This is a genomic window from Streptacidiphilus sp. PAMC 29251 (genome assembly GCF_054208735.2).
The window spans coordinates 8596838-8613839 of the sequence record NZ_CM135725.2 but is presented as its reverse complement, the minus strand read 5'-3'; the positions used below and the strand labels follow the sequence as shown (position 1 = coordinate 8613839).

The window sequence follows — 17002 nt, the reverse complement described above, 5'->3', positions numbered from 1 at the left end:
CTGCGTCACGCTTCCCCATCTTACGGGGCAGTGGGAGGCCGGATCATGCTGCGGGCCGTCAGCCGAGTGCTGACGGCGTGCAGGACGGCGCCGACCGCGGCGCCCGCGCCTCCGCCGAAGGAGGCGACGGCGACCAGTTGGGACGCGCTCGGACGGCCCGTCACGTCGCGCAGGCCGCGGTGCAGGGCACCGGTGAGGGTGGCGGCGGCGATGAGGGCGGTACCTCGGCGCCTGGTGCTGGTGGGGAGGACGGGGCTGGGTTCGGCCGGGGTGTCGCGCAGGGTGCGGGCGGCTTTGGTGGCGAGGAGGCCCAGGCCGATGGCGGAAGTGCTCCATTGGAGTGCCTGGTAGCCGGGCATGCCGAGGATCTCGCGGTTCAGGACCGGGAAGCGCCGGACTCCGGCGCGTCCGTGGTGGGTGAAGGCGTCCCAGCCGAGGTGGGTGGCCGCGCCGATCGCGGCGGAGCCGGCGAACCAGGCGGCGTCCTGCCAGGTGTGGGTGCCGGGCTTGCGGCGGGGGGCGGAGAGCGTGTCGGCGCGGTCGGCCCAGGGGGCCGGGAGCAGGGCCACCAGGGGTTCCCGCAGCAGCCCGTGCCAGCCGGCGACCAGCCCGGCGGCGAGGACGACGTTCACGGTGGGCACCGCCCAGGGGCTGTGGGTGGCGTCGCCCAGGCCGTAGCTTCCGGGCAGCAGGCTGTCGGCGAAGAACGGCAGGTCGGGTGCGAGCGAACCGGCCACCAGCGCGGACGCGATCAGCGGTCCCCGCCCGCGGCCGCCGGCCAGGAGGGGAGGACGGCAGCGGGGTGGCTGAAGGTGAAGGGCACAGGGCCATCCTGCCGGGTTCGGCGGCCGGCGGCGCGGCAGTAGGCTCCGGTGGAATGGAGCCCTTTACGTATCGTGAGATTGGCGCCACTCGTTCCGGTTCGCTGCCGGACGGGTATGCAGAGGTGCACCGCCGGGTGCGTTTGGGCAGCGGGCCCGAGGTCTTCGCCGCGGCTGGGGAGGCGGTGCTGACCTGGCGGCTGCACCGGGCGGTCGGGGTCAGGCCCCGTGCCGACGCTGATCGGGCCGCTCCGGGGGTCCGGGTGACGGTGCGGATGGGTTTTCTGGCCGCCCCGTGCGCGGTCGTCTGGGCGGTGGACTCGGCGAGCGAGGCCGGATTCGGCTACGGCACCCTGCCCGGGCACCCCGAGTGCGGTGAGGAGGGCTTCCTGGTGCAGCTGGAGCAGGGGGAGGTGTGGTTCACCGTCAATGCCTTCAGCCGTCCGGACCGCTGGTTCACCCGGGCGGGCGGGCCGCTGGTCCCGCTGTTCCAGAAGCTCTATGTGCGGCGGTGCGGGCAGGTCATGCGTCGGTTCGCCCGGGCGGCCAGCAAGTAGCATCGAACCCATGGCACAGGAATGCACGGGCGCAGGCGAAGCACTGACCCGCGTCTTCGCGCTGCTGGGCAAGCGTTGGACCGGGCTGGTCCTGGCCGTGCTGCTGCAGGGCGAGGCGAGGTTCGCCGAGCTGCGCCGGTCCATTCCCGGTATCAGCGAACGGATGCTCTCGGACCGGCTGACCGAGCTGTCGATGGCGGGCCTGCTGGTGCGCGAGGTCGTGCCGGGTCCGCCGTTGGGTGTCAACTACCGGCTCACGGCGGCGGGGCAAGCGCTGGAGCCTGCTCTGGAGGCGCTGGGCAGCTGGGCCGAGGCCCATCTGGCCGAGGTTCAGAACGGGGCCGGTTCGCCGGCCTCCAGGTAGCGCTGCTCGCCTGCTTCCCGGGCGCGGAGCGCGGCGGCCAAGCGGTTGCGCTTGTTCTCCGGCAGCAGCTCGGCCGACTCGGCCTCGCTGACGAAGCGCCAGGCGCGCAGTTCGGCGTCCGGCAGGATCAGGTCGGCCCGCTGGGCCGCGGTCAGTCGTCCGCCGTCGAAGACCAGCCGCATCCCGCCCGAGCGCGGGCCCCGGTGCGGCTCCCAGTCGGAGACCAGCAGCCGCAGCCGGGACGGGTCGAGCCGCAGGCCGAGCTCCTCGATCACCTCACGGACGGCGGCGGCGGTCGGCGCCTCGCCGTCCTCGACCACGCCGCCGGGGAACTCCCAGCCGGGCTTGTAGACCGGGTCGACCAGGAGGACGCGGTCCTGGTCGTCGAAGAGCAGCACGGCGGCGGCCAGGGTGTCCCGGCTGGAGACCGGGTCCTGGACGATCTGGCAGCGGGCCGCCCCGGAGCGGACGATCTCGGCGATTCTCTCTGCGGATTGACGTGGCGTCAGCTCGGTGGTGTCCACCGCCACGGCGTCCTGCTCGAGCCAGCGCCGGGCCCGTTGGTAGGCGTCCAGGTGCTCGAGTCGCCACTGGCCGATCCGTTTGCGCAGGATCGTTTCCTCAGCGTGTAGGAGCAGGTGGTGCACCGGGATCCTGCGGGCGGCCAGCGCACCGAAGATCTCGTCCCGGTAGTCCTCGCGCAGCAGCGTCATCGGGACGACCAGCGTGCCGGGGCGCTGCGCCAGCATCGCCGCGGCGGCCTCCGGGACGAGTCGGCGCCAGGCGGCGAGATCCTGGAAGTCCGAGACCGCGGCGAACTCCGCCGGGGGCAGCAGATGGCCGAGAAACGTCCCGACCGACTCCGGGTCGAACACCGTGCTCCCGGGAATCAGCGCCTGCAACTCCCGTGCCGTAGTGGTCTTTCCGGCGCCGAATGCCCCGTTGACCCAGACGATCGCACTGCCCTGTGACACGCCGCCCCTGTTCGCCGACTGCTCGCAGCATCGTACGCAGAGTGGGCGGCCGACCGTCGAGGGTGCATTCCCGGCCAGTCCGGGTCACAGCTGTTGGAGCAGCTGCTGCTTGAGGACCTTGCCGAGAGCGTTGCGCGGGAGGTCGTCCACCAGGAGCACCCGGCGGGGGCGCTTGTGGACCGAGAGCCGTTCGGCGACGAACGCTGTCAGCTGCTCGCCGGTGACCGGTCCCCGGGGGATCACGAAGGCCACCACGGTTTGGCCGAGGTCGGCGTCGGGGGCGCCCACCACCGCGGCGTCCAGCACGGCCGGGTGGTCCCGGAGCGCGGCCTCGACCTCGCCGGCGCCGATCCGGAAGCCGCCGCTCTTGATCAGGTCGACCGAGGCCCGGCCGACGATCCGGTGGAAGCCGTCCGGGCCGATCACGGCCACGTCCCCGGTGCGGAACCAGCCGTCGGCGGTGCGGGTCTCCGCATCGGCGTCGGGGCGGCCCAGGTAGCCGTCGCTCAGGGTCGGGCCGCTGACCTGCAGCTCTCCCAGGCTCTCGGCGTCGTGCGGGACGGCGTCGCCGTTCTCGGCGACCAGTCGGGTGCGGACGCCCGGCAGCGGCAGGCCGACGCTGCCGGGGCGGCGCTCGCCGTCCGCGCGGGTGCTGAGGGTGATCAGGGTCTCGGTCATGCCGTAGCGCTCGACCGGTGATTGGCCGGTCAGTGCTTTGAGCTGCTCGAACACCGGGACCGGGAGCGGGGCGCTGCCGGACACCAGGAGGCGGGCGGAGGCGAGGGCTTTGGCGGCGGGGACGTCGGCGGCGATCCGGGACCAGACGGTGGGGACGCCGAAGTAGAGGGTGCCGCCGGCCGCCGCGTAGGCCTCGGAGGTGGGGCGGCCGGTGTGGCGCAGGCGGCCGCCGATCCGCAGCGGGCCGAGCACACCCAGGATCAGGCCGTGGACGTGGAACAGCGGCAGGCCGTGCACCAGGGTGTCGGCCGGGGTCCAGGCCCAGGCTTCGGCGAGGCCGTCCAGGCCGGCGGCGACCGCGCGACGGCTGATCACCACGCCCTTGGGCGCGCCGGTGGTGCCGGAGGTGTAGAGCAGGAAGGCGGTGCGGCTCTGGTCGGCGGGCTCGGCGGGGGCCTCGCCACGCTCGGTCGGATCGACCGTCAGCAGGGTCGCGCCGCAGCCGTCGGTGTCCCGGTCGGCGGCGGTGACGGCGAGCAGGGGTGCGCCGGAGTCGCCCAGGATGTGCGCCCGCTCCTTGGGCCCGGCGTCCGGCGGCACCGGCACCACCGGAACTCCGGCCAGCAGCCCGGCGACGGTGGCCACCACGGTCTCGATGGAGGGCCTGGCCAGCACGGCCAGCGCGGGCGCCCCGGCGATCCGCGCCGCCACCGCCCCGGCCGCGGAGAGCAGTTGCTCCCGCGACAACGTCGTCCCGTCGACGGACACCGCGTCGGCACGGTCCTGCGACCCGTCAAGCGCCTTGAGCAGCAAGTTCACCCTCCCCGATAACCCGGCAAACCCCACAGGGGCGCGGGGAACTGCGCGAAACCCACCCGCACCAGTTCCCCGCGCCCCACCCAGAACGGGTTATCCCTTCCGCGCCTTGACCTCGTCAGTGAGCTGCGGGAGGACGTTGAACAGGTCGCCGACCACGCCGAAGTCCGCGAGCTCGAAGATCGGCGCCTCGGCGTCCTTGTTGACGGCGACGATGGTCTTCGAGGTCTGCATCCCGGCCCGGTGCTGGATCGCACCGGAGATGCCGTTGGCGACGTAGAGCTGCGGCGAGACCTGCTTGCCGGTCTGGCCGACCTGGTTGCTGTGCGGGTACCAGCCGGCGTCGACCGCGGCGCGGCTCGCGCCGACCGCCGCGCCGAGCGAGTCGGCCAGCGCCTCGACCACGCCGAAGCCCTCGGCCGCGCCGACGCCGCGGCCGCCGGAGACCACGATCGCGGCCTCGGTCAGCTCGGGACGGCCGGTGGAGACCCGCGGGGTGCGCGAGGTGACCTTGGTGCCGGTCGAGGCGGCGCCGAAGGCGACCTCGACCTGCTGCACCGCGCCGGCGGCCGGCGCGGTCTCGGGGCCGGTGGCGTTCGGCTTGACCGTGATCACCGGCACGCCGCGGGAGACCCGCGAGGTGGTGGTGAAGGAGGCGGCGAAGGCCGCCTGGGTGGCGATCGGGCCGTCGTCGCCCGCGGTGACGTCCACGGCGTCGGTGATCACACCGGAGCCGAGGCGCAGCGCGAGGCGGGCGGCGATCTCCTTGCCCTCACCGGAGGAGGTGACCAGGACGGCGGCGGGGCTGCCGGCCTTGGCGATCTGCTCCAGGGCGTCCACCTTGGGGACGACCAGGTAGTCGGCGAACTCGGCGGCGTCGGCGGTGTAGACCGTGGCGGCGCCGTACTCGCCGAGCTTGGCGGCGAGGTCGGCGGCGGCGGAACCGGCGCCGAGGAGGACCGCCGAGGGCTCGCCGATCCGGCGGGCCAGCGTCAGCAGTTCGAGGGTCGGCTTGCGGACGGCACCGTCCACGTGGTCGACCAGGACGAGGACTTCACCCATTGCTCAGCTCTCCAAAAATCTCAGTGGTGAAAGATGTCGTGAGCGCTGGGCTCAGATGAACTTCTGCGCGGCGAGGAACTCAGCCAGGGCCTTGCCGCCCTCGCCCTCGTCCTTGACGATGGTGCCGGCGGTGCGGGCCGGACGGGCGGTGGCGCTCTCGACCGCGGTCCAGGAGCCGCCGAGGCCGACCTGGTCCGCCTCGATGCCCAGGTCGTCCAGGTCCAGGGCCTGCACCGGCTTCTTCTTGGCGGCCATGATCCCCTTGAAGGAGGGGTAGCGGGCCTCGCCGGACTGGTCGGTCACCGAGATCACGGCCGGAAGCGAGGCCTCCAGCAGCTCGGTGGCGGTGTCGCCGTCGCGGCGGCCCTTGACCGTGCCGTTCTCGACGCTGACCTCGGAGAGCAGGGTGACCTGCGGGACGCCGAGGCGCTCGGCGAGCAGCGCCGGGATGACGCCCATGGTGCCGTCGGTCGAGGCCATGCCGCAGACGACCAGGTCGAAGCCGGTCTGCTCGATCGCCTTGGCGAGGATCGCCGAGGTGCCGATCACGTCGGTGCCGTGGATGTCGTCGTCGTTCACGTGCACGGCCTTGTCGGCGCCCATGGACAGTGCCTTGCGCAGGGCGTCCTTGGCGTCGTCGGGGCCGACCGTGAGCACGGTGACCTCGGCGTCGCCGGAGGCCTCGGCGATCTTCAGCGCCTGCTCGACGCCGTACTCGTCCAGCTCCGAGAGGAGTCCGTCAACGGAATCCCGGTCGGTGGTGTGGTCGTCGGCGAAACGACGGTCGCCCGTCGCATCGGGCACGTACTTCACACAGACTACGATCCTCAAGCTCACGGCCTGTCTCCTGTTACTGGTCACGTCCGGCAACTGTTGCGTAGGGCAAGGGGCGGTGCGTCCCGGCTACCCGTCAGTAGCTTACGCCCCGACGCGGGTCCCTCTGCCGCTGCGGCGGGCAGCCAGACCCTGGTCGCCCACCGTCGCCCCATACTCCCTCACGCAAGTGCATCGTGATGCACGCCGCAACTCCGAGTCACTGTGACGTTGCACCTATTGACCGGTTCAGACCGCCTCGCCGAGCGCCGCGATCACGTCCGCGCGGCGCGGCTGGCCGACGGCGCGGCGGACCAGGTCGCCCCGGGCGTCCAGCACCAGCACGGTGGGGGTGCGCAGGATGTCCAGCCGGCGCACCAGGTCGAGCTGGGACTCCGCGTCGATCTCGACATGGGCCACCCCCTCGACCATGCCGGCGACCTCGCCGAGCACCCGCTTGGTCGCCCGGCAGGGCTGGCAGAACGCCGAGGAGAACTGCACCAGGGTGGCCCGCTCCCCCAGCTCCGCCCCCAGGTCCTGCGCGTTGAGCCGTACTCCGCCGTCGCGCCCGCGCACCCGCAACCTCCCACCACGACGTGCGCGCAGCAGGCCGTAAGCGCCCGAGAGCGCCAGTACCGCCAGGCACACCACCAGTCCAGTCATGGGAACAAGCATGCGCCCTCGCGGTGCGGAAGCGCGCGTACCATTCGCTCTATGGACTCCTCCGGGGGCGTACTCACCCGGCGCCTGGTCATCGACCTGTGCCGCGCCGTGGCCTCGCGCTGTCGCTGACCAGCCTCCGCGAACCCCCCTTGTGTTCCTTTTCCGTCTGGAGTCCGCCATGTCCTCACCCACCCCTGCCGCCATCGACCCGCGCGGCCCGCGCTTCGCCGCGACCCTGACCAGTGTGGTGCTGGCGGTCGTCCTGATCACCGGCAGCGGCTGGCTGCTCGCCGCGCAGACCCTGGTCTTCGCGATCGGCGCCTTCGCCGGGCTCGGACGTTCGCCCTACGGCTGGCTCTACCGCCGGTTCGTTCGCCCACGACTGCAGCCGCCGGTCGAACTGGAGGCCGCGGCGCCGCCGCGGTTCGCCCAGGGGATCGGCTTCGGCTTCGCCCTGATCGGCACGCTGGGTTACCTCACCGGGACCACCTGGCTCGGCATCGCCGCGACCGGCCTGGCGCTGGCGGCCGCTTTCCTCAACGCGGCCTTCGGCTACTGCCTCGGCTGCGAGGTCTACCTGCTGCTCCGGCTGGGAGAGGACCGGGTGCGTCCGGCCGGGCGGTAGGTCCGCTCAGATCCGAACAGTAGGGTGGGCCCCGGCGATGTGACCGCGGTCTTTCGAATACCGGTGCTACCCGGAGTGACACAGCACTGGCGAGCGAGGGACGATACATCGACATACCGTCGAAGCGGGCGACTCAGCCCTGGGCAGTGAGGACTGATCGTGGCCGATCTCGTGTACCCGCCGATCATCGGGACCGCACGGACGCTGTTCCGCGCCCTGGACCTGAAGATCGAGATCATCGGCGCGGACAACGTCCCGCGTACCGGCGGTGCCGTGCTGGTCAGCAATCACGTCAGCTACCTGGACTTCATCTTTGCCGGCTGGGGCGCGCTCAAGGCCGGCAAGCGCAAGACCCGCTTCATGGCCAAGGACGACGTCTTCCGGCACCGGATCTCCGGGCCGCTGATGCGCGGCATGAGGCACATCCCGGTGGACCGCTCGGACGGCCAGCCCGCCTATGAGACCGCGGTCGCGGCGCTCCGGGCGGGCGAGGTGGTCGGGGTCTTCCCCGAGGCCACCATCAGCCGTTCGTTCGTGCTGAAGAAGTTCAAGACCGGCGCGGCCCGGATGGCCGCGGACGCCGGCGTCCCGCTGCTGCCGATGGCGGTGTGGGGCACCCAGCGACTCTGGACCAAGGGCCGCCCGAAGACGCTGACCCGTCGTCACACCCCGGTCACCATCATCATCGGCGAGCCGATCCACCTCACCCCCGAGGACAAGCCGGTGATGGTGACCCGGCGGCTGCGGGCGGCGATGACCGAGCTGATCGACCGCGCCCAGGCCAACTACCCGGACGCCCCCAGCGGCCCGGACGACACCTGGTGGCTGCCCGCGCACCTGGGCGGCACCGCGCCGACGCTGGAGGTCGCCGAGGCCGAGGACGAGAAGGAGTCGGCGGAGAAGGCGGCCCGCCGGGCGGCCAAGGCCGAGGCCGACGCCAAGGCAGCGGCCGAGCAGGGCTGAGGCCGAGCAGGGCTGAGGCCGAGCAGGGCTGAGCGCCCGGGGTCAGGCCAGCAGTCGGGCCGAGTGTCGGCGGCTGGCGTGCTCCACCAGGGTGACCAGGACCTTCTTCCCCGAGTCGCGGTCCCTGGCGTCGCAGAGCAGCACCGGGGTCCCGGCGTCCAGGTCCAGCGCCAGGGCCACCTTCTCGGCGGCGTGGCTGCGTGCCCCCTGGAAGCAGTTGACGGCGACCACGAACGGGATCGCCCGGCGCTCGAAGTAGTCCACCGAGGGGAAGCAGTCCTCCAGCCTGCGGGTGTCGGCGAGGACGATCGCGCCGAGGGCGCCGTGCGCCAGCTCGTCCCAGAAGAACCAGAAGCGGTCCTGGCCGGGCGTGCCGAAGAGGTAGAGCGAGAGCCCCTGCCGGATGGTGATCCGGCCGAAGTCCATCGCCACCGTGGTGGTGGTCTTCTGCTCCACGCCACCGGTGTCGTCCACCTCGCGTCCGGCCTCGGTGAGGCGCTCCTCGGTGCGCAGCGGGCGGATCTCGCTGACCGAGCCGACCAGGGTGGTCTTGCCGACGCCGAAGCCGCCCGCCACCAGGATCTTCAGGGTGAGGTCGGGACCGGCGGAGTCGTCGGGTCGCCGGTCAGAGTGCGCGGAGGCCATTGATCACTTCTCTGAGGATGCGCTCGTTGGGGAGCATGGTGGGCAGGACCGGGCGGGCGACGTGAATCAGACCGGCGTCGTGCAGGTCTCCGAGCAGGACCCGGATGACGCCGACCGGGAGGTCGCAGTCGGCGGCGATCTCCGCGACGGACTGGGGCTGGTCCCGGCAGAGGTCGAGGATGGCGGCCGCCTCGGGAGCGAGGCCGACCTCGGGGCCGTAGGGGCTGTCCCTGCCGTAGGGGGTGTCCGCGGAGATCAGCGCGATCAGGTCGAAGAGCTCCCCGCTCCCCCGGGTCCTGCCCCTGGTCAGCGCGTAGAGGCGGACCATCGGCCCGGCGTCGTCGTCGTACCAGCGGGGCTCGGAGCCGTGCTGCACGGGGTCATCCCCCCTTCGGGGCGGCGGAGCGCGGTGGGCTGGAGAGGTGCTCGCCCACCCGCTGGACCAGGCGGGCCATCTCGTAGGCGATCAGGCCGACGTCGGCCTCCACCTCGCTGAACACGGTCAGGCAGCTGCCGTTGCCCGCGGCGACCACGAAGAGGAAGCCGTCGTCGAGTTCGACCACGGTCTGCCGGACCCGGCCGGCCTCGAAGTAGTCCCCGGCGCCCCGGGCCAGGCTGTGGAAGCCCGAGGCCACGGCGGCGAGGTGTTCGCCGTCCTCGCGGCTGAGCGAGGCGGAGGCGCCCAGCGGCAGTCCGTCCCTGGAGAGCACCACGGCATGTCTCACCCGGGTGACTCCGGAGACGAACTCGTCCAGCAGCCAGTTGAGTTCGCCGGTCTGGCGGAGTGCGACGACCATGGGTCTCTCCTTCACTCGGGGCTGTCGGTGGCAGCCGGCACGGGGACCGGCGCGGGTCCGGCGGTACGGCCGCGGGCCCAGCCGTCCGCCATGGCGGTCATGGTGGCGCGGACGCTCTCCGGGCTGAGGGGCCTGCGGCCGGCCGCCGCGGTGGTGAGGTCCTGGTCCTCGGCGTCCCCGGCCGGGGCCTCGCGCAGCGGGGCGGCCAGGCTGGCCTGGCGGATCCGGTGCGGGAGTTCGTCGTCCGCGGGGGTCTGGACGGTGCTGAACGGACCTGGTGAGCGGTCGGGGACCCTTCGGACCACGGGCGGCGGCTCCACCAGTTCGGGGCGGCGCTCGGACCTGGGCACCGGCTCCAGCTCGAGTTCCGGCTCGGGTTCGGGCTCGGGCTCGGGCTCGGGTCTGCGGGTGAGTGGGGGGACCGCTCGTGGCGCGGTGCGGCGGTCCGGCTCGTCGGCGGTCAGCATCGCCGTGGGCAGCAGCAGCACCGCCGTCGTCCCCCCGTACGGCGAGGTGCGCAGGGACACCCGGACCCCGTGCCGGCGGGCCAGCCGGCTCACCACGAACAGGCCGAGCTGGTTGCTGTCGAACAGGTCCGCCTGCTGGCCCTCGGCGATCCTGCGGTTGGCCTCGGCGACGGCTCCGGCGCTCATGCCGAGACCGCGGTCCTCGATGTCCAGCGCATAACCGGCGCCCACCCGCTCGCCGCTGACCAGCACCTTGGTGTGCGGCGGGGAGAAGCTGGTGGCGTTCTCGACCAGCTCGGCGACCAGGTGGGTGAGGTCGGCGACGGCCGCGCCGACCACCGACACCCGGGGCAGCGGATGCACCTCCACCCGGGAGTACTCCTCGACCTCGGCCACCGCCGAGCGCACCACGTCCAGCAGCGGCACCGAGCGCCGCCAGGCCCGTCCCGGCGCGGCTCCGGAGAGGATGATCAGGCCCTCGGCGTGGCGGCGCATCCGGGTGGTGAGGTGGTCCAGCCGGAACAGGTCCTCCAGCTCGGCCGGGTCCTCGGTGCGGCGCTCCATGGTGTCCAGCAGCGCCAGCTGACGGTGCACCAGGACCTGGCTGCGCCGGGCCAGGTTGACGAACACCCCGGAGACCCCGGACATCACCTCGGCCCGCTCCACCGCCGCCTGCAGGGCGGCCCGCTGCACGGTGTTCAGCGCCGCGCCGACCTGGCCGAGCTCGTCCTCGGCCGCGGCCGGCAGCGGCGCCTCGGCGTCGACGTCCACGTCCTCGCCCGCGCGCAGCCTGCGCATGGCCTCGGGGAGCCGGCGGGCGGCGAGGTCCAGCGCGGAGTCGCGCAGGTCGACCAGCTCGACCACCAGCCGGCGGCCGATCCGGACCGAGATCAGCAGCGAGAGCAGCACCGCCAGCAGCCCGAACAGCACCGCGGCGCCGTTCCTGGTGAGCACCCCGAGCCGGTACGGGTCCGCGGCCGCGCCGGAGCCCGCGCCGGCGGCGGACTCCACCGCGGCGTACTGCCGCTCCAGGTCGCCGGCGGCACTGGCCCACTGGTCCGTCGGCACCCTGCGGGCGAGGCCCTTGCCGGTGCCGGTGGCGCGGACGGCGTCCTCCAGGCTGCGCAGGGCAGCGGCGGCAGGGCCCCGCTCGACCGCCAGGTAGGCGGCCCGGTCCGCCGGGCGGAGGTCGGGCACCGCGGCGTCGGCGAGGACCGGGCGGCCGTAGACCGCGCCGGTGAACTCCTGGTACTGGGCCGCGCTCATCGCTCCGGCCGCCTGCGCGGACTGCACCGCGGCGTCCTCCCTGGCCAGCAGGTCGCGGGCGCGGGCGAGCTCCAGCAGCACCCGCGGGTCGGAGGCGACGGCGGTGTTGCGCACCCCGCTCAGCGCACCGTCGATGCCGAAGGCCGCGGCCACCACGCCGTTGTAGCCGGCCAGGGTCTGCGCCCAGCCGGCCTGCCCCGCCGCGACCCGGGCCCGTAGCGCGGGCAGTCCGGCGGCGGCGGTGCTGAAGGCGTCCAACCGGGCCGGGAGGGCGGCGCCGAGGCCCGCGTTGTTGGCCGCGCCGATCGCGATGTCGGTGTTCAGAGTGGTCAGCGCGGCGTCGGTGGCCCGGCCCCGGGCCCGCAGCGCGTCCGCACGCCCTGGACCGGGGGCGGCGGCCTCCTCGGCGGCGGCGGTGCGTTCGGCCTGCAGCGCGGTCACCGCACCATCGACCGGCGTCAGCAGCAGGGTGTCCACCTGCTTGAGCCGGACCAGGGCATCCACGTCCTGCGCGGTGGTGACGGTGGCGAAGCCCCACAGGGCCATCAGCGAGACGACGGGCACCATCAGCAGGGACACGATCCTGGCCCGGACGGTGCGGGGGCGCAGCCGGAACCGGAGCGGACGGGGCGCCGGGGCGGGGTCCACCGGCGGGTCCGCCCACGGGCGGGTCGCCGGGAGCCCGTCGCGCTCGTCGGCGGGCGGCCCCGCGTGGGCCGGGCGCGGGCGCGCTGGGCGGTCCGGGCCGGTGGGGACGGTTCCCCTGGGTTGGCGCATCACGACCTCGTTGTTCGCAGCTGGACGGCGGGTGGGGGTCAACGGGTGGCGGCGGAGCGCGGCGCAGCGGGCCGGTCGGCCGCGGGGCGGCCCGCCGGGTGGCCCGCCGGGGGCTGCTGCACCGGGGGCTGCTGCACCGTGGGTGACAGGGCGACGAAGGCCGAGGTGAGGAAGAGGGCAGAGCCGAGGCCCACCGCGAGCGGGAAGATGAACTGCATCACCGTCGCGCCGGGGAGCGGCTGCTGGGCCGGCCGCAGGGCGATGACCACCGCGTACATCCCGGTGTAGTGCATCGAGCTGACGGCCAGTCCCATCACCAGCGACGCCGCGCCCGCGGCCAGCGGGCCGCGGACGTTCAGCCCGGCCCAGAGCGCGGCGGTGGCGGCCACCACCGCGATCGCCACCGAGATCCCGACGGTCACCGGCCGGTAGCCGACCGTCCCGTGCAGCCGCAACGCGTACATGCCGAGGTAGTGCATGGCGGCGACGCCCAGCCCGGTGGTGAGGCCGCCGAGGAGCAGCGAGCGGCCGCGGTGCCGGCCGTAGCCCACGGCGAAGGCCCCCGCGCCGACGAAGAGGATCGCCACCAGCAGGCTGAGCAGGGTGAGCGGCACGTCGTAGCGGATCTCGGTGCCGACCACGGTGAAGCCGAGCATCGCGATGAAGTGCATGGTCCAGATGCCGACGCCGATCGCGGACGCCCCGGTGATCAGCCAGTTCCTGCGGGAGCGGCCGTCCGCGGCGACGGCCCGGACCATGCAGCGCAGGCCGAGGGCGGAGCCGACGACGGCCATGGTGTAAGAGAGTGCCGGGGTGAGCCAGCCATAGCCCAGCTCAGTCGTACCACCCATGCCAGTCATTGCGACCATCGCTACGTCCCCACTGCTCCCGACCCTGGACCGGTGGGGCAGGAGTGCACCCGCCGGGCGCAGCGGACGCTACCGAGAGCATTCACTCGATTACGCGGAGATTGACGATTCCACTGCACTGCTGGGGCGGATGTGCTGCACTGGGACTGACCTGTGTCGGTCGAGCGTGCGCTACTGCAGCACGTTCACCGCGCGCGCGATCACCAGCGCCAGGGTGAGCAGCGAGACCATCGACTGCATGGTCATCAGCAGCTTGGTCCAGCGCGACAGCGGCAGGGTGTCGGTGGGGCTGAAGGCGGTGGCGTTGGTGAAAGCCACAAAGAGGTAGTCCGGGTACTGCGGCTCCCAGTCAGGGGGCGCCACACCCTGCTGCTGCATCTGCGGGAAGAGCAGGTCGGGATAGGCGTGGGTGCCCAGCGCACGGGCGGCCGGGCCGCCGCGGTCCCACTCCCAGTACCAGAGGCTGAAGGCGATGATGTTGGTCAGCCAGACGCCCGCGCCCGCCATCAGCAGCGAGGTGGCGCTGACACCCGAGTCGCCGTGCAGCAGGCCGCGCACCAGCAGCACCGCCGAGCCGCCGTTGGCGACGCTGACCGCGCCGGCCAGCAGCAGGCCGAGGGTGCGCAGCAGCGGGGTGTGCCGTTCGAGGCGCAGGTGCGGGTTCGCCACCAGCAGCGCGGCCATCAGCAGCAGTTCCAGCGCGGGCAGCAGCCAGTGCGGGCTGATGGTGAGCCGGCTCGGCAGCGCCAGCTGGACGCAGACGGCGACCAGCAGGGCGAGCGTCACCGACCAGCGGCGCTCGCCCCGGGTGCGCCGGCGCCAGGCCGGGGGCTCCAGCCGGCGCAGCTGGTCCGCCCAGCGCTCGGGGTCCGTCCAGCGCTCGGAGGGCGGGCCCGGAACTGCTGGTTCCGGTACGGGCGGGATCGGTTCGTCGGTCACGCCCGCCATTGTGTCCGGCGTCAGGAGACGTCGACCCGGAAGGGGTCGTGTTCGGCGAGGAGCTTGTCCAGCCGGGCCTGGTCCACCCGGGACACGACCTGGTCCTCGTCCTGGCGGTCCCTGATGACCTTGGCGAGGGTGAAGGCGGAGGTGACGACGTAGAGGAGTCCGAGCGCCAGGAAGGCGCGGATCCAGGCGTCGGCCGCCAGGTAGGCGATGCCGATGCCCATGGCGCCCACGGAGATGCCGAAGGACAGGATCGCCTGCATGTAGTAGGCAGCAGTGGTGCTGTGTCTCACAGGATTGGCCATGTCCGTAGGATCCGCCAGCGCCGCCGCCGCAGCATGAGTACGGATACTCAACCGCGGCTCCTTCTCCGGGGCCGGTACTCAGACCGCCCGGCGCCCGCGGGCGGCTAGGCTCGCTCGGGTGAGCGATACCACTGTCCCTACCGCGCCGCGGCGCCCCGCGCGCGAGTTCCGCACCGAGGAGCTGGCCCGGGAGGCCGGCATCCCGGTGCGGACGCTGCGCTTCTACCGCGAGCGCCGGCTGCTGCCCGCGCCCCGGCGGGAGGGGCGGATCGCCTGGTACTCCGAGGACCATCTGGCCCGGCTGCGGATCGTCGCCGACCTGCTGGAGCGCGGGCACACCCTGGGCGGCATCGCCGAGCTGCTCAGCGCCTGGGAGGACGGCCGGGACGTGGCCGAGCTGCTGGGCCTGGAGAGCGCGATCACGGCCCCCTGGTCCGAGGAGACCCCGGTGCCGCTGACCCTGGACGAGCTGGACTCCGCCTACGCCGGGCAGGCCGACGCGGCGACTCTGGAGACGGCCCGGGCCCTGGGCTACGTCCAGGTCGAGGGCGATGTGGTCAGCCATGTCAGCCGACGGCTGCTGGACGCCTCGGCCGCGCTGGTGGCCGAGGGGATCCCGCTGGCCGCCGTGCTGGAGACCGCGCAGGGGGTGCGGGCCAGCGCGGACGCGCTGGCCGACCTCTTCGTCGAGCTGATCAACAAGCAGCTGCTGGGACGGCTCGAGGCCCGGATGACCTCCGGCGAGGCGGCCCGGCTGGCCGAGACCCTGGCCCGGCTGCGGCCGGTGGCCAGGACCGTGGTGGACGTGGAGTTCTCACTGGCGATGGACCGCAGGGTGCACGGCGAGCTGGGCGACGTACTGACCCAGCTGGCGCCGGCCCGCCGGGCGGCCGAGCCCGACGCCGATACTTCCCACCTTTGATACTTACTGACATCAACCTTTAACTTGACGTTGTAAACCTTCTGGCCTACGGTTCCCTTATTGCTTGATGCCATAAAGTATCCAGCGCATGAACCTTCCGAAGGACCGCTGACCCCATGAGCCACGCTCTGACCACGCCCGCCGCGTCCACACGCCGCGGCAGCACCCCCCTGATCCTGGCCCTCGGCCTCGCCGCCATGGTCGTCGCCATGGCGCAGACCCAGGTCGTGCCGATCCTGTCGCTGCTGGGCAGCGACCTGCACGCGGGCGCGGCCGGCGTCAGCTGGGTCACCACCGCCACCCTGCTCTCCGCCGCGGTGTTCACCCCGCTGCTGGGCCGGGTCGGCGACCAGTACGGCAAGAAGCGCACCCTGCTGGCAGTGCTGGTGGTCATGATCATCGGCTCGGTGCTGGCCGCGAGCACCACCTCGCTCGGCCTGCTGATCGTCGGCCGGGTGCTCCAGGGCTCCGCCACCGCGATCTTCCCGCTGGCCCTGTCGGTGATCCGGGACGAGGTCCCGCAGGAGAAGCTGCACGGTGCGATGGCCATGGTCAGCAGCACCCTGGCCTTCGGCAGCGGGCTCTCCCTGGTGGTCACCGGGCTACTGACGCAGGGTCACCACCCGGACTACCACTCGGTGTTCTGGTTCTCCACCGCGGTCTCCGCGCTGGCCCTGCTGGCCGTCGCCCTGGTGGTCCCGGACAGCGGCAAGCGCACCGGCGGACGGATCGACTTCCTCGGCGCGAGCACGCTGGCCGCTTTCCTGGTGCTGCTGCTGCTCGGGATCTCCCAGGGCCACACCTGGGGCTGGTCCTCCGAGCGCATCATCGCCTGCTTCGTCGGCGCCGTGGTGATGGCCGCGGTCTGGGTGCTGGTCGAGCTGCGGGTGAAGAACCCGCTGGTGGACATGCGGATGTTCACCCACCGCCAGGTCGCCTTCACCAATGTCGCCGGACTGTTCGTCGGCTTCGCCTCCTTCGCCCAGTTCATCGGCATCTCCTACCTGGTGCAGATGCCGGAGCGGCTGGCCGGGTACGGCTTCAGCGCCTCGGTGCTGCGCGCCTCGGTCGAGTACCTGCTGCCCAGCGCGCTGGTCTCGCTGGTCGCCGCGCCCGTCGGCGGCATCCTGGTGCGCCGGATCGGCGCCCGCTACACCCTGGCCATCGGCTCCCTGGTCGGTGTGGTCGGCTTCGCCTGGCTGGCCTGGGGCCACGGCAGCACCCCCAATGTGATCATCGCCGGAATGCTCGCGGGCATCGCCATCGCCTTCGGCTACGCCTCTATGCCGGCCCTGATCGCGGCCAGCGTCCCGATCGAGCAGACCGGCATCGCCAACGGCATCAACTCCATCTCCCGGTCGGTCGGCAGCTCCATCGCCTCCGCCGTGGTCACCTCGCTGCTGGCGTCCAAGCTGATCACCGGCCTGCCGGCGGGGATCCCGCCGCTGCCCGCCGAGAGCCAGTTCACCTCCAGTTTCGCCATCGCGGCAGGCGCCCTGCTGCTGACCGTCGCGGTCGCCCTGTTCGGCCTCACCCGGCTGCAGCGCCCGGCGATCATCGCCGCCGCGTCGGCGGTGAAGGCCGAGGCCGAGGCGGAGGCGGCGGAGGACGCCGCGGTCGCCTGGGACGCCAAGGTCTGACCGACCCTCGTACCGGCCCGGCCGGTCCTGCCA

Annotated in this window: 19 protein-coding genes; 6 read left to right on the top strand and 13 right to left on the bottom strand. The window is 73.0% G+C overall.

Translation table 11 applies throughout. From position 1 onward, the window contains the following. Positions 1 to 20: 20 nt before the first annotated feature. The gene (locus ACXKR8_RS40780) at positions 21 to 752 is read right to left on the bottom strand and encodes a DUF4184 family protein (RefSeq protein WP_462100721.1); all 732 of its coding nucleotides are present in this window, start codon (positions 750 to 752) and stop codon (positions 21 to 23) included. 125 nt (positions 753 to 877) lie between these two features. Here ACXKR8_RS40780 and ACXKR8_RS40775 point away from each other — a divergent pair, with 125 nt between their 5' ends. Beyond that, a complete protein-coding gene (locus ACXKR8_RS40775) occupies positions 878 to 1378 on the top strand; it encodes a DUF1990 family protein (RefSeq protein ID WP_458269555.1) in 501 nt (166 codons plus the stop codon). A gap of 10 nt (positions 1379 to 1388) precedes the next feature. After that, positions 1389 to 1742 carry a winged helix-turn-helix transcriptional regulator gene (locus ACXKR8_RS40770; protein ID WP_458269554.1) on the top strand — a complete coding sequence of 118 codons (354 nt, stop codon included), beginning with the start codon at positions 1389 to 1391 and terminating at the stop codon, positions 1740 to 1742. Here the strand turns inward: ACXKR8_RS40770 and ACXKR8_RS40765 are convergent. From ACXKR8_RS40765 to ACXKR8_RS40745, 5 genes are all read right to left on the bottom strand, one after another. After that, positions 1709 to 2716, bottom strand: a complete 1008-nt coding sequence (locus ACXKR8_RS40765; protein ID WP_458269553.1) for an NUDIX hydrolase — start codon at positions 2714 to 2716, stop codon at positions 1709 to 1711. The genes ACXKR8_RS40770 and ACXKR8_RS40765 overlap by 34 nt on opposite strands. A gap of 84 nt (positions 2717 to 2800) precedes the next feature. Beyond that, entirely contained in the window at positions 2801 to 4213 is a 1413-nt protein-coding gene (locus tag ACXKR8_RS40760; RefSeq protein WP_458269552.1) for an acyl-CoA synthetase, read from the bottom strand. A 90-nt stretch (positions 4214 to 4303) separates the two neighbouring features. After that, on the bottom strand, positions 4304 to 5272 hold the full coding sequence (locus ACXKR8_RS40755) for an electron transfer flavoprotein subunit alpha/FixB family protein (RefSeq protein ID WP_458269551.1): 969 nt from the start codon (positions 5270 to 5272) through the stop codon (positions 4304 to 4306). 51 nt (positions 5273 to 5323) lie between these two features. After that, a complete protein-coding gene (locus ACXKR8_RS40750) occupies positions 5324 to 6109 on the bottom strand; it encodes an electron transfer flavoprotein subunit beta/FixA family protein (protein WP_458269550.1) in 786 nt (261 codons plus the stop codon). Between the two features lie 225 nt (positions 6110 to 6334). Further along, positions 6335 to 6748, bottom strand: coding sequence for a TlpA family protein disulfide reductase (locus ACXKR8_RS40745; RefSeq protein ID WP_458269549.1), 414 nt, complete (start codon positions 6746 to 6748; stop codon positions 6335 to 6337). 178 nt (positions 6749 to 6926) lie between these two features. Here ACXKR8_RS40745 and ACXKR8_RS40740 point away from each other — a divergent pair, with 178 nt between their 5' ends. Next, positions 6927 to 7373, top strand: a complete 447-nt coding sequence (locus ACXKR8_RS40740) for a DUF4395 domain-containing protein (protein WP_458269548.1) — start codon at positions 6927 to 6929, stop codon at positions 7371 to 7373. Positions 7374 to 7532: 159 nt separating this feature from the next. Further along, positions 7533 to 8336 (top strand): lysophospholipid acyltransferase family protein, encoded by an 804-nt coding sequence (locus ACXKR8_RS40735; RefSeq protein WP_458269547.1) that lies wholly within the window; start codon positions 7533 to 7535, stop codon positions 8334 to 8336. A 42-nt stretch (positions 8337 to 8378) separates the two neighbouring features. Here ACXKR8_RS40735 and ACXKR8_RS40730 read toward each other — a convergent pair whose 3' ends face one another. From ACXKR8_RS40730 to ACXKR8_RS40700, 7 genes are all read right to left on the bottom strand, one after another. Continuing rightward, entirely contained in the window at positions 8379 to 8981 is a 603-nt protein-coding gene (locus tag ACXKR8_RS40730; RefSeq protein WP_458269546.1) for a GTP-binding protein, read from the bottom strand. Then, on the bottom strand, positions 8962 to 9309 hold the full coding sequence (locus tag ACXKR8_RS40725) for a DUF742 domain-containing protein (RefSeq protein ID WP_458275215.1): 348 nt from the start codon (positions 9307 to 9309) through the stop codon (positions 8962 to 8964). The genes ACXKR8_RS40730 and ACXKR8_RS40725 overlap by 20 nt, the downstream gene beginning before the upstream one ends. A gap of 52 nt (positions 9310 to 9361) precedes the next feature. Then, on the bottom strand, positions 9362 to 9778 hold the full coding sequence (locus ACXKR8_RS40720; protein ID WP_458269545.1) for a roadblock/LC7 domain-containing protein: 417 nt from the start codon (positions 9776 to 9778) through the stop codon (positions 9362 to 9364). 11 nt (positions 9779 to 9789) lie between these two features. Beyond that, on the bottom strand, positions 9790 to 12288 hold the full coding sequence (locus ACXKR8_RS40715) for a sensor histidine kinase (protein ID WP_458269544.1): 2499 nt from the start codon (positions 12286 to 12288) through the stop codon (positions 9790 to 9792). Positions 12289 to 12326: 38 nt separating this feature from the next. Beyond that, entirely contained in the window at positions 12327 to 13139 is an 813-nt protein-coding gene (locus tag ACXKR8_RS40710; RefSeq protein WP_458269543.1) for an MHYT domain-containing protein, read from the bottom strand. 189 nt (positions 13140 to 13328) lie between these two features. Continuing rightward, positions 13329 to 14096 carry a hypothetical protein gene (locus ACXKR8_RS40705; protein WP_458269542.1) on the bottom strand — a complete coding sequence of 256 codons (768 nt, stop codon included), beginning with the start codon at positions 14094 to 14096 and terminating at the stop codon, positions 13329 to 13331. 20 nt (positions 14097 to 14116) lie between these two features. Next, positions 14117 to 14407 (bottom strand): YiaA/YiaB family inner membrane protein, encoded by a 291-nt coding sequence (locus tag ACXKR8_RS40700; RefSeq protein ID WP_458269541.1) that lies wholly within the window; start codon positions 14405 to 14407, stop codon positions 14117 to 14119. Positions 14408 to 14525: 118 nt separating this feature from the next. On the opposite strand from ACXKR8_RS40700, the gene ACXKR8_RS40695 reads away from it, so the two are divergent. Both ACXKR8_RS40695 and ACXKR8_RS40690 read left to right on the top strand, forming a co-directional pair. Next, positions 14526 to 15329: a MerR family transcriptional regulator gene (locus ACXKR8_RS40695; protein ID WP_458269540.1), complete on the top strand. Its 804-nt coding sequence runs from the start codon at positions 14526 to 14528 to the stop codon at positions 15327 to 15329. Between the two features lie 116 nt (positions 15330 to 15445). Further along, on the top strand, positions 15446 to 16969 hold the full coding sequence (locus ACXKR8_RS40690) for an MFS transporter (protein WP_458269539.1): 1524 nt from the start codon (positions 15446 to 15448) through the stop codon (positions 16967 to 16969). Positions 16970 to 17002: the final 33 nt, after the last annotated feature.

Coding starts and splice junctions, on each gene's coding strand:
- ACXKR8_RS40775 (WP_458269555.1), top strand. CDS start 878: ATGGAGCCCTTTACGTATCGTGAGATTGGCGCCACTCGTTCCGGTTCG.
- ACXKR8_RS40770 (WP_458269554.1), top strand. CDS start 1,389: ATGGCACAGGAATGCACGGGCGCAGGCGAAGCACTGACCCGCGTCTTC.
- ACXKR8_RS40755 (WP_458269551.1), bottom strand. CDS start 5,272: ATGGGTGAAGTCCTCGTCCTGGTCGACCACGTGGACGGTGCCGTCCGC.
- ACXKR8_RS40745 (WP_458269549.1), bottom strand. CDS start 6,748: ATGACTGGACTGGTGGTGTGCCTGGCGGTACTGGCGCTCTCGGGCGCT.
- ACXKR8_RS40740 (WP_458269548.1), top strand. CDS start 6,927: ATGTCCTCACCCACCCCTGCCGCCATCGACCCGCGCGGCCCGCGCTTC.
- ACXKR8_RS40730 (WP_458269546.1), bottom strand. CDS start 8,981: ATGGCCTCCGCGCACTCTGACCGGCGACCCGACGACTCCGCCGGTCCC.
- ACXKR8_RS40725 (WP_458275215.1), bottom strand. CDS start 9,309: ATGGTCCGCCTCTACGCGCTGACCAGGGGCAGGACCCGGGGGAGCGGG.
- ACXKR8_RS40720 (WP_458269545.1), bottom strand. CDS start 9,778: ATGGTCGTCGCACTCCGCCAGACCGGCGAACTCAACTGGCTGCTGGAC.
- ACXKR8_RS40715 (WP_458269544.1), bottom strand. CDS start 12,288: ATGCGCCAACCCAGGGGAACCGTCCCCACCGGCCCGGACCGCCCAGCG.
- ACXKR8_RS40710 (WP_458269543.1), bottom strand. CDS start 13,139: ATGGGTGGTACGACTGAGCTGGGCTATGGCTGGCTCACCCCGGCACTC.
- ACXKR8_RS40700 (WP_458269541.1), bottom strand. CDS start 14,407: ATGGCCAATCCTGTGAGACACAGCACCACTGCTGCCTACTACATGCAG.
- ACXKR8_RS40690 (WP_458269539.1), top strand. CDS start 15,446: ATGAGCCACGCTCTGACCACGCCCGCCGCGTCCACACGCCGCGGCAGC.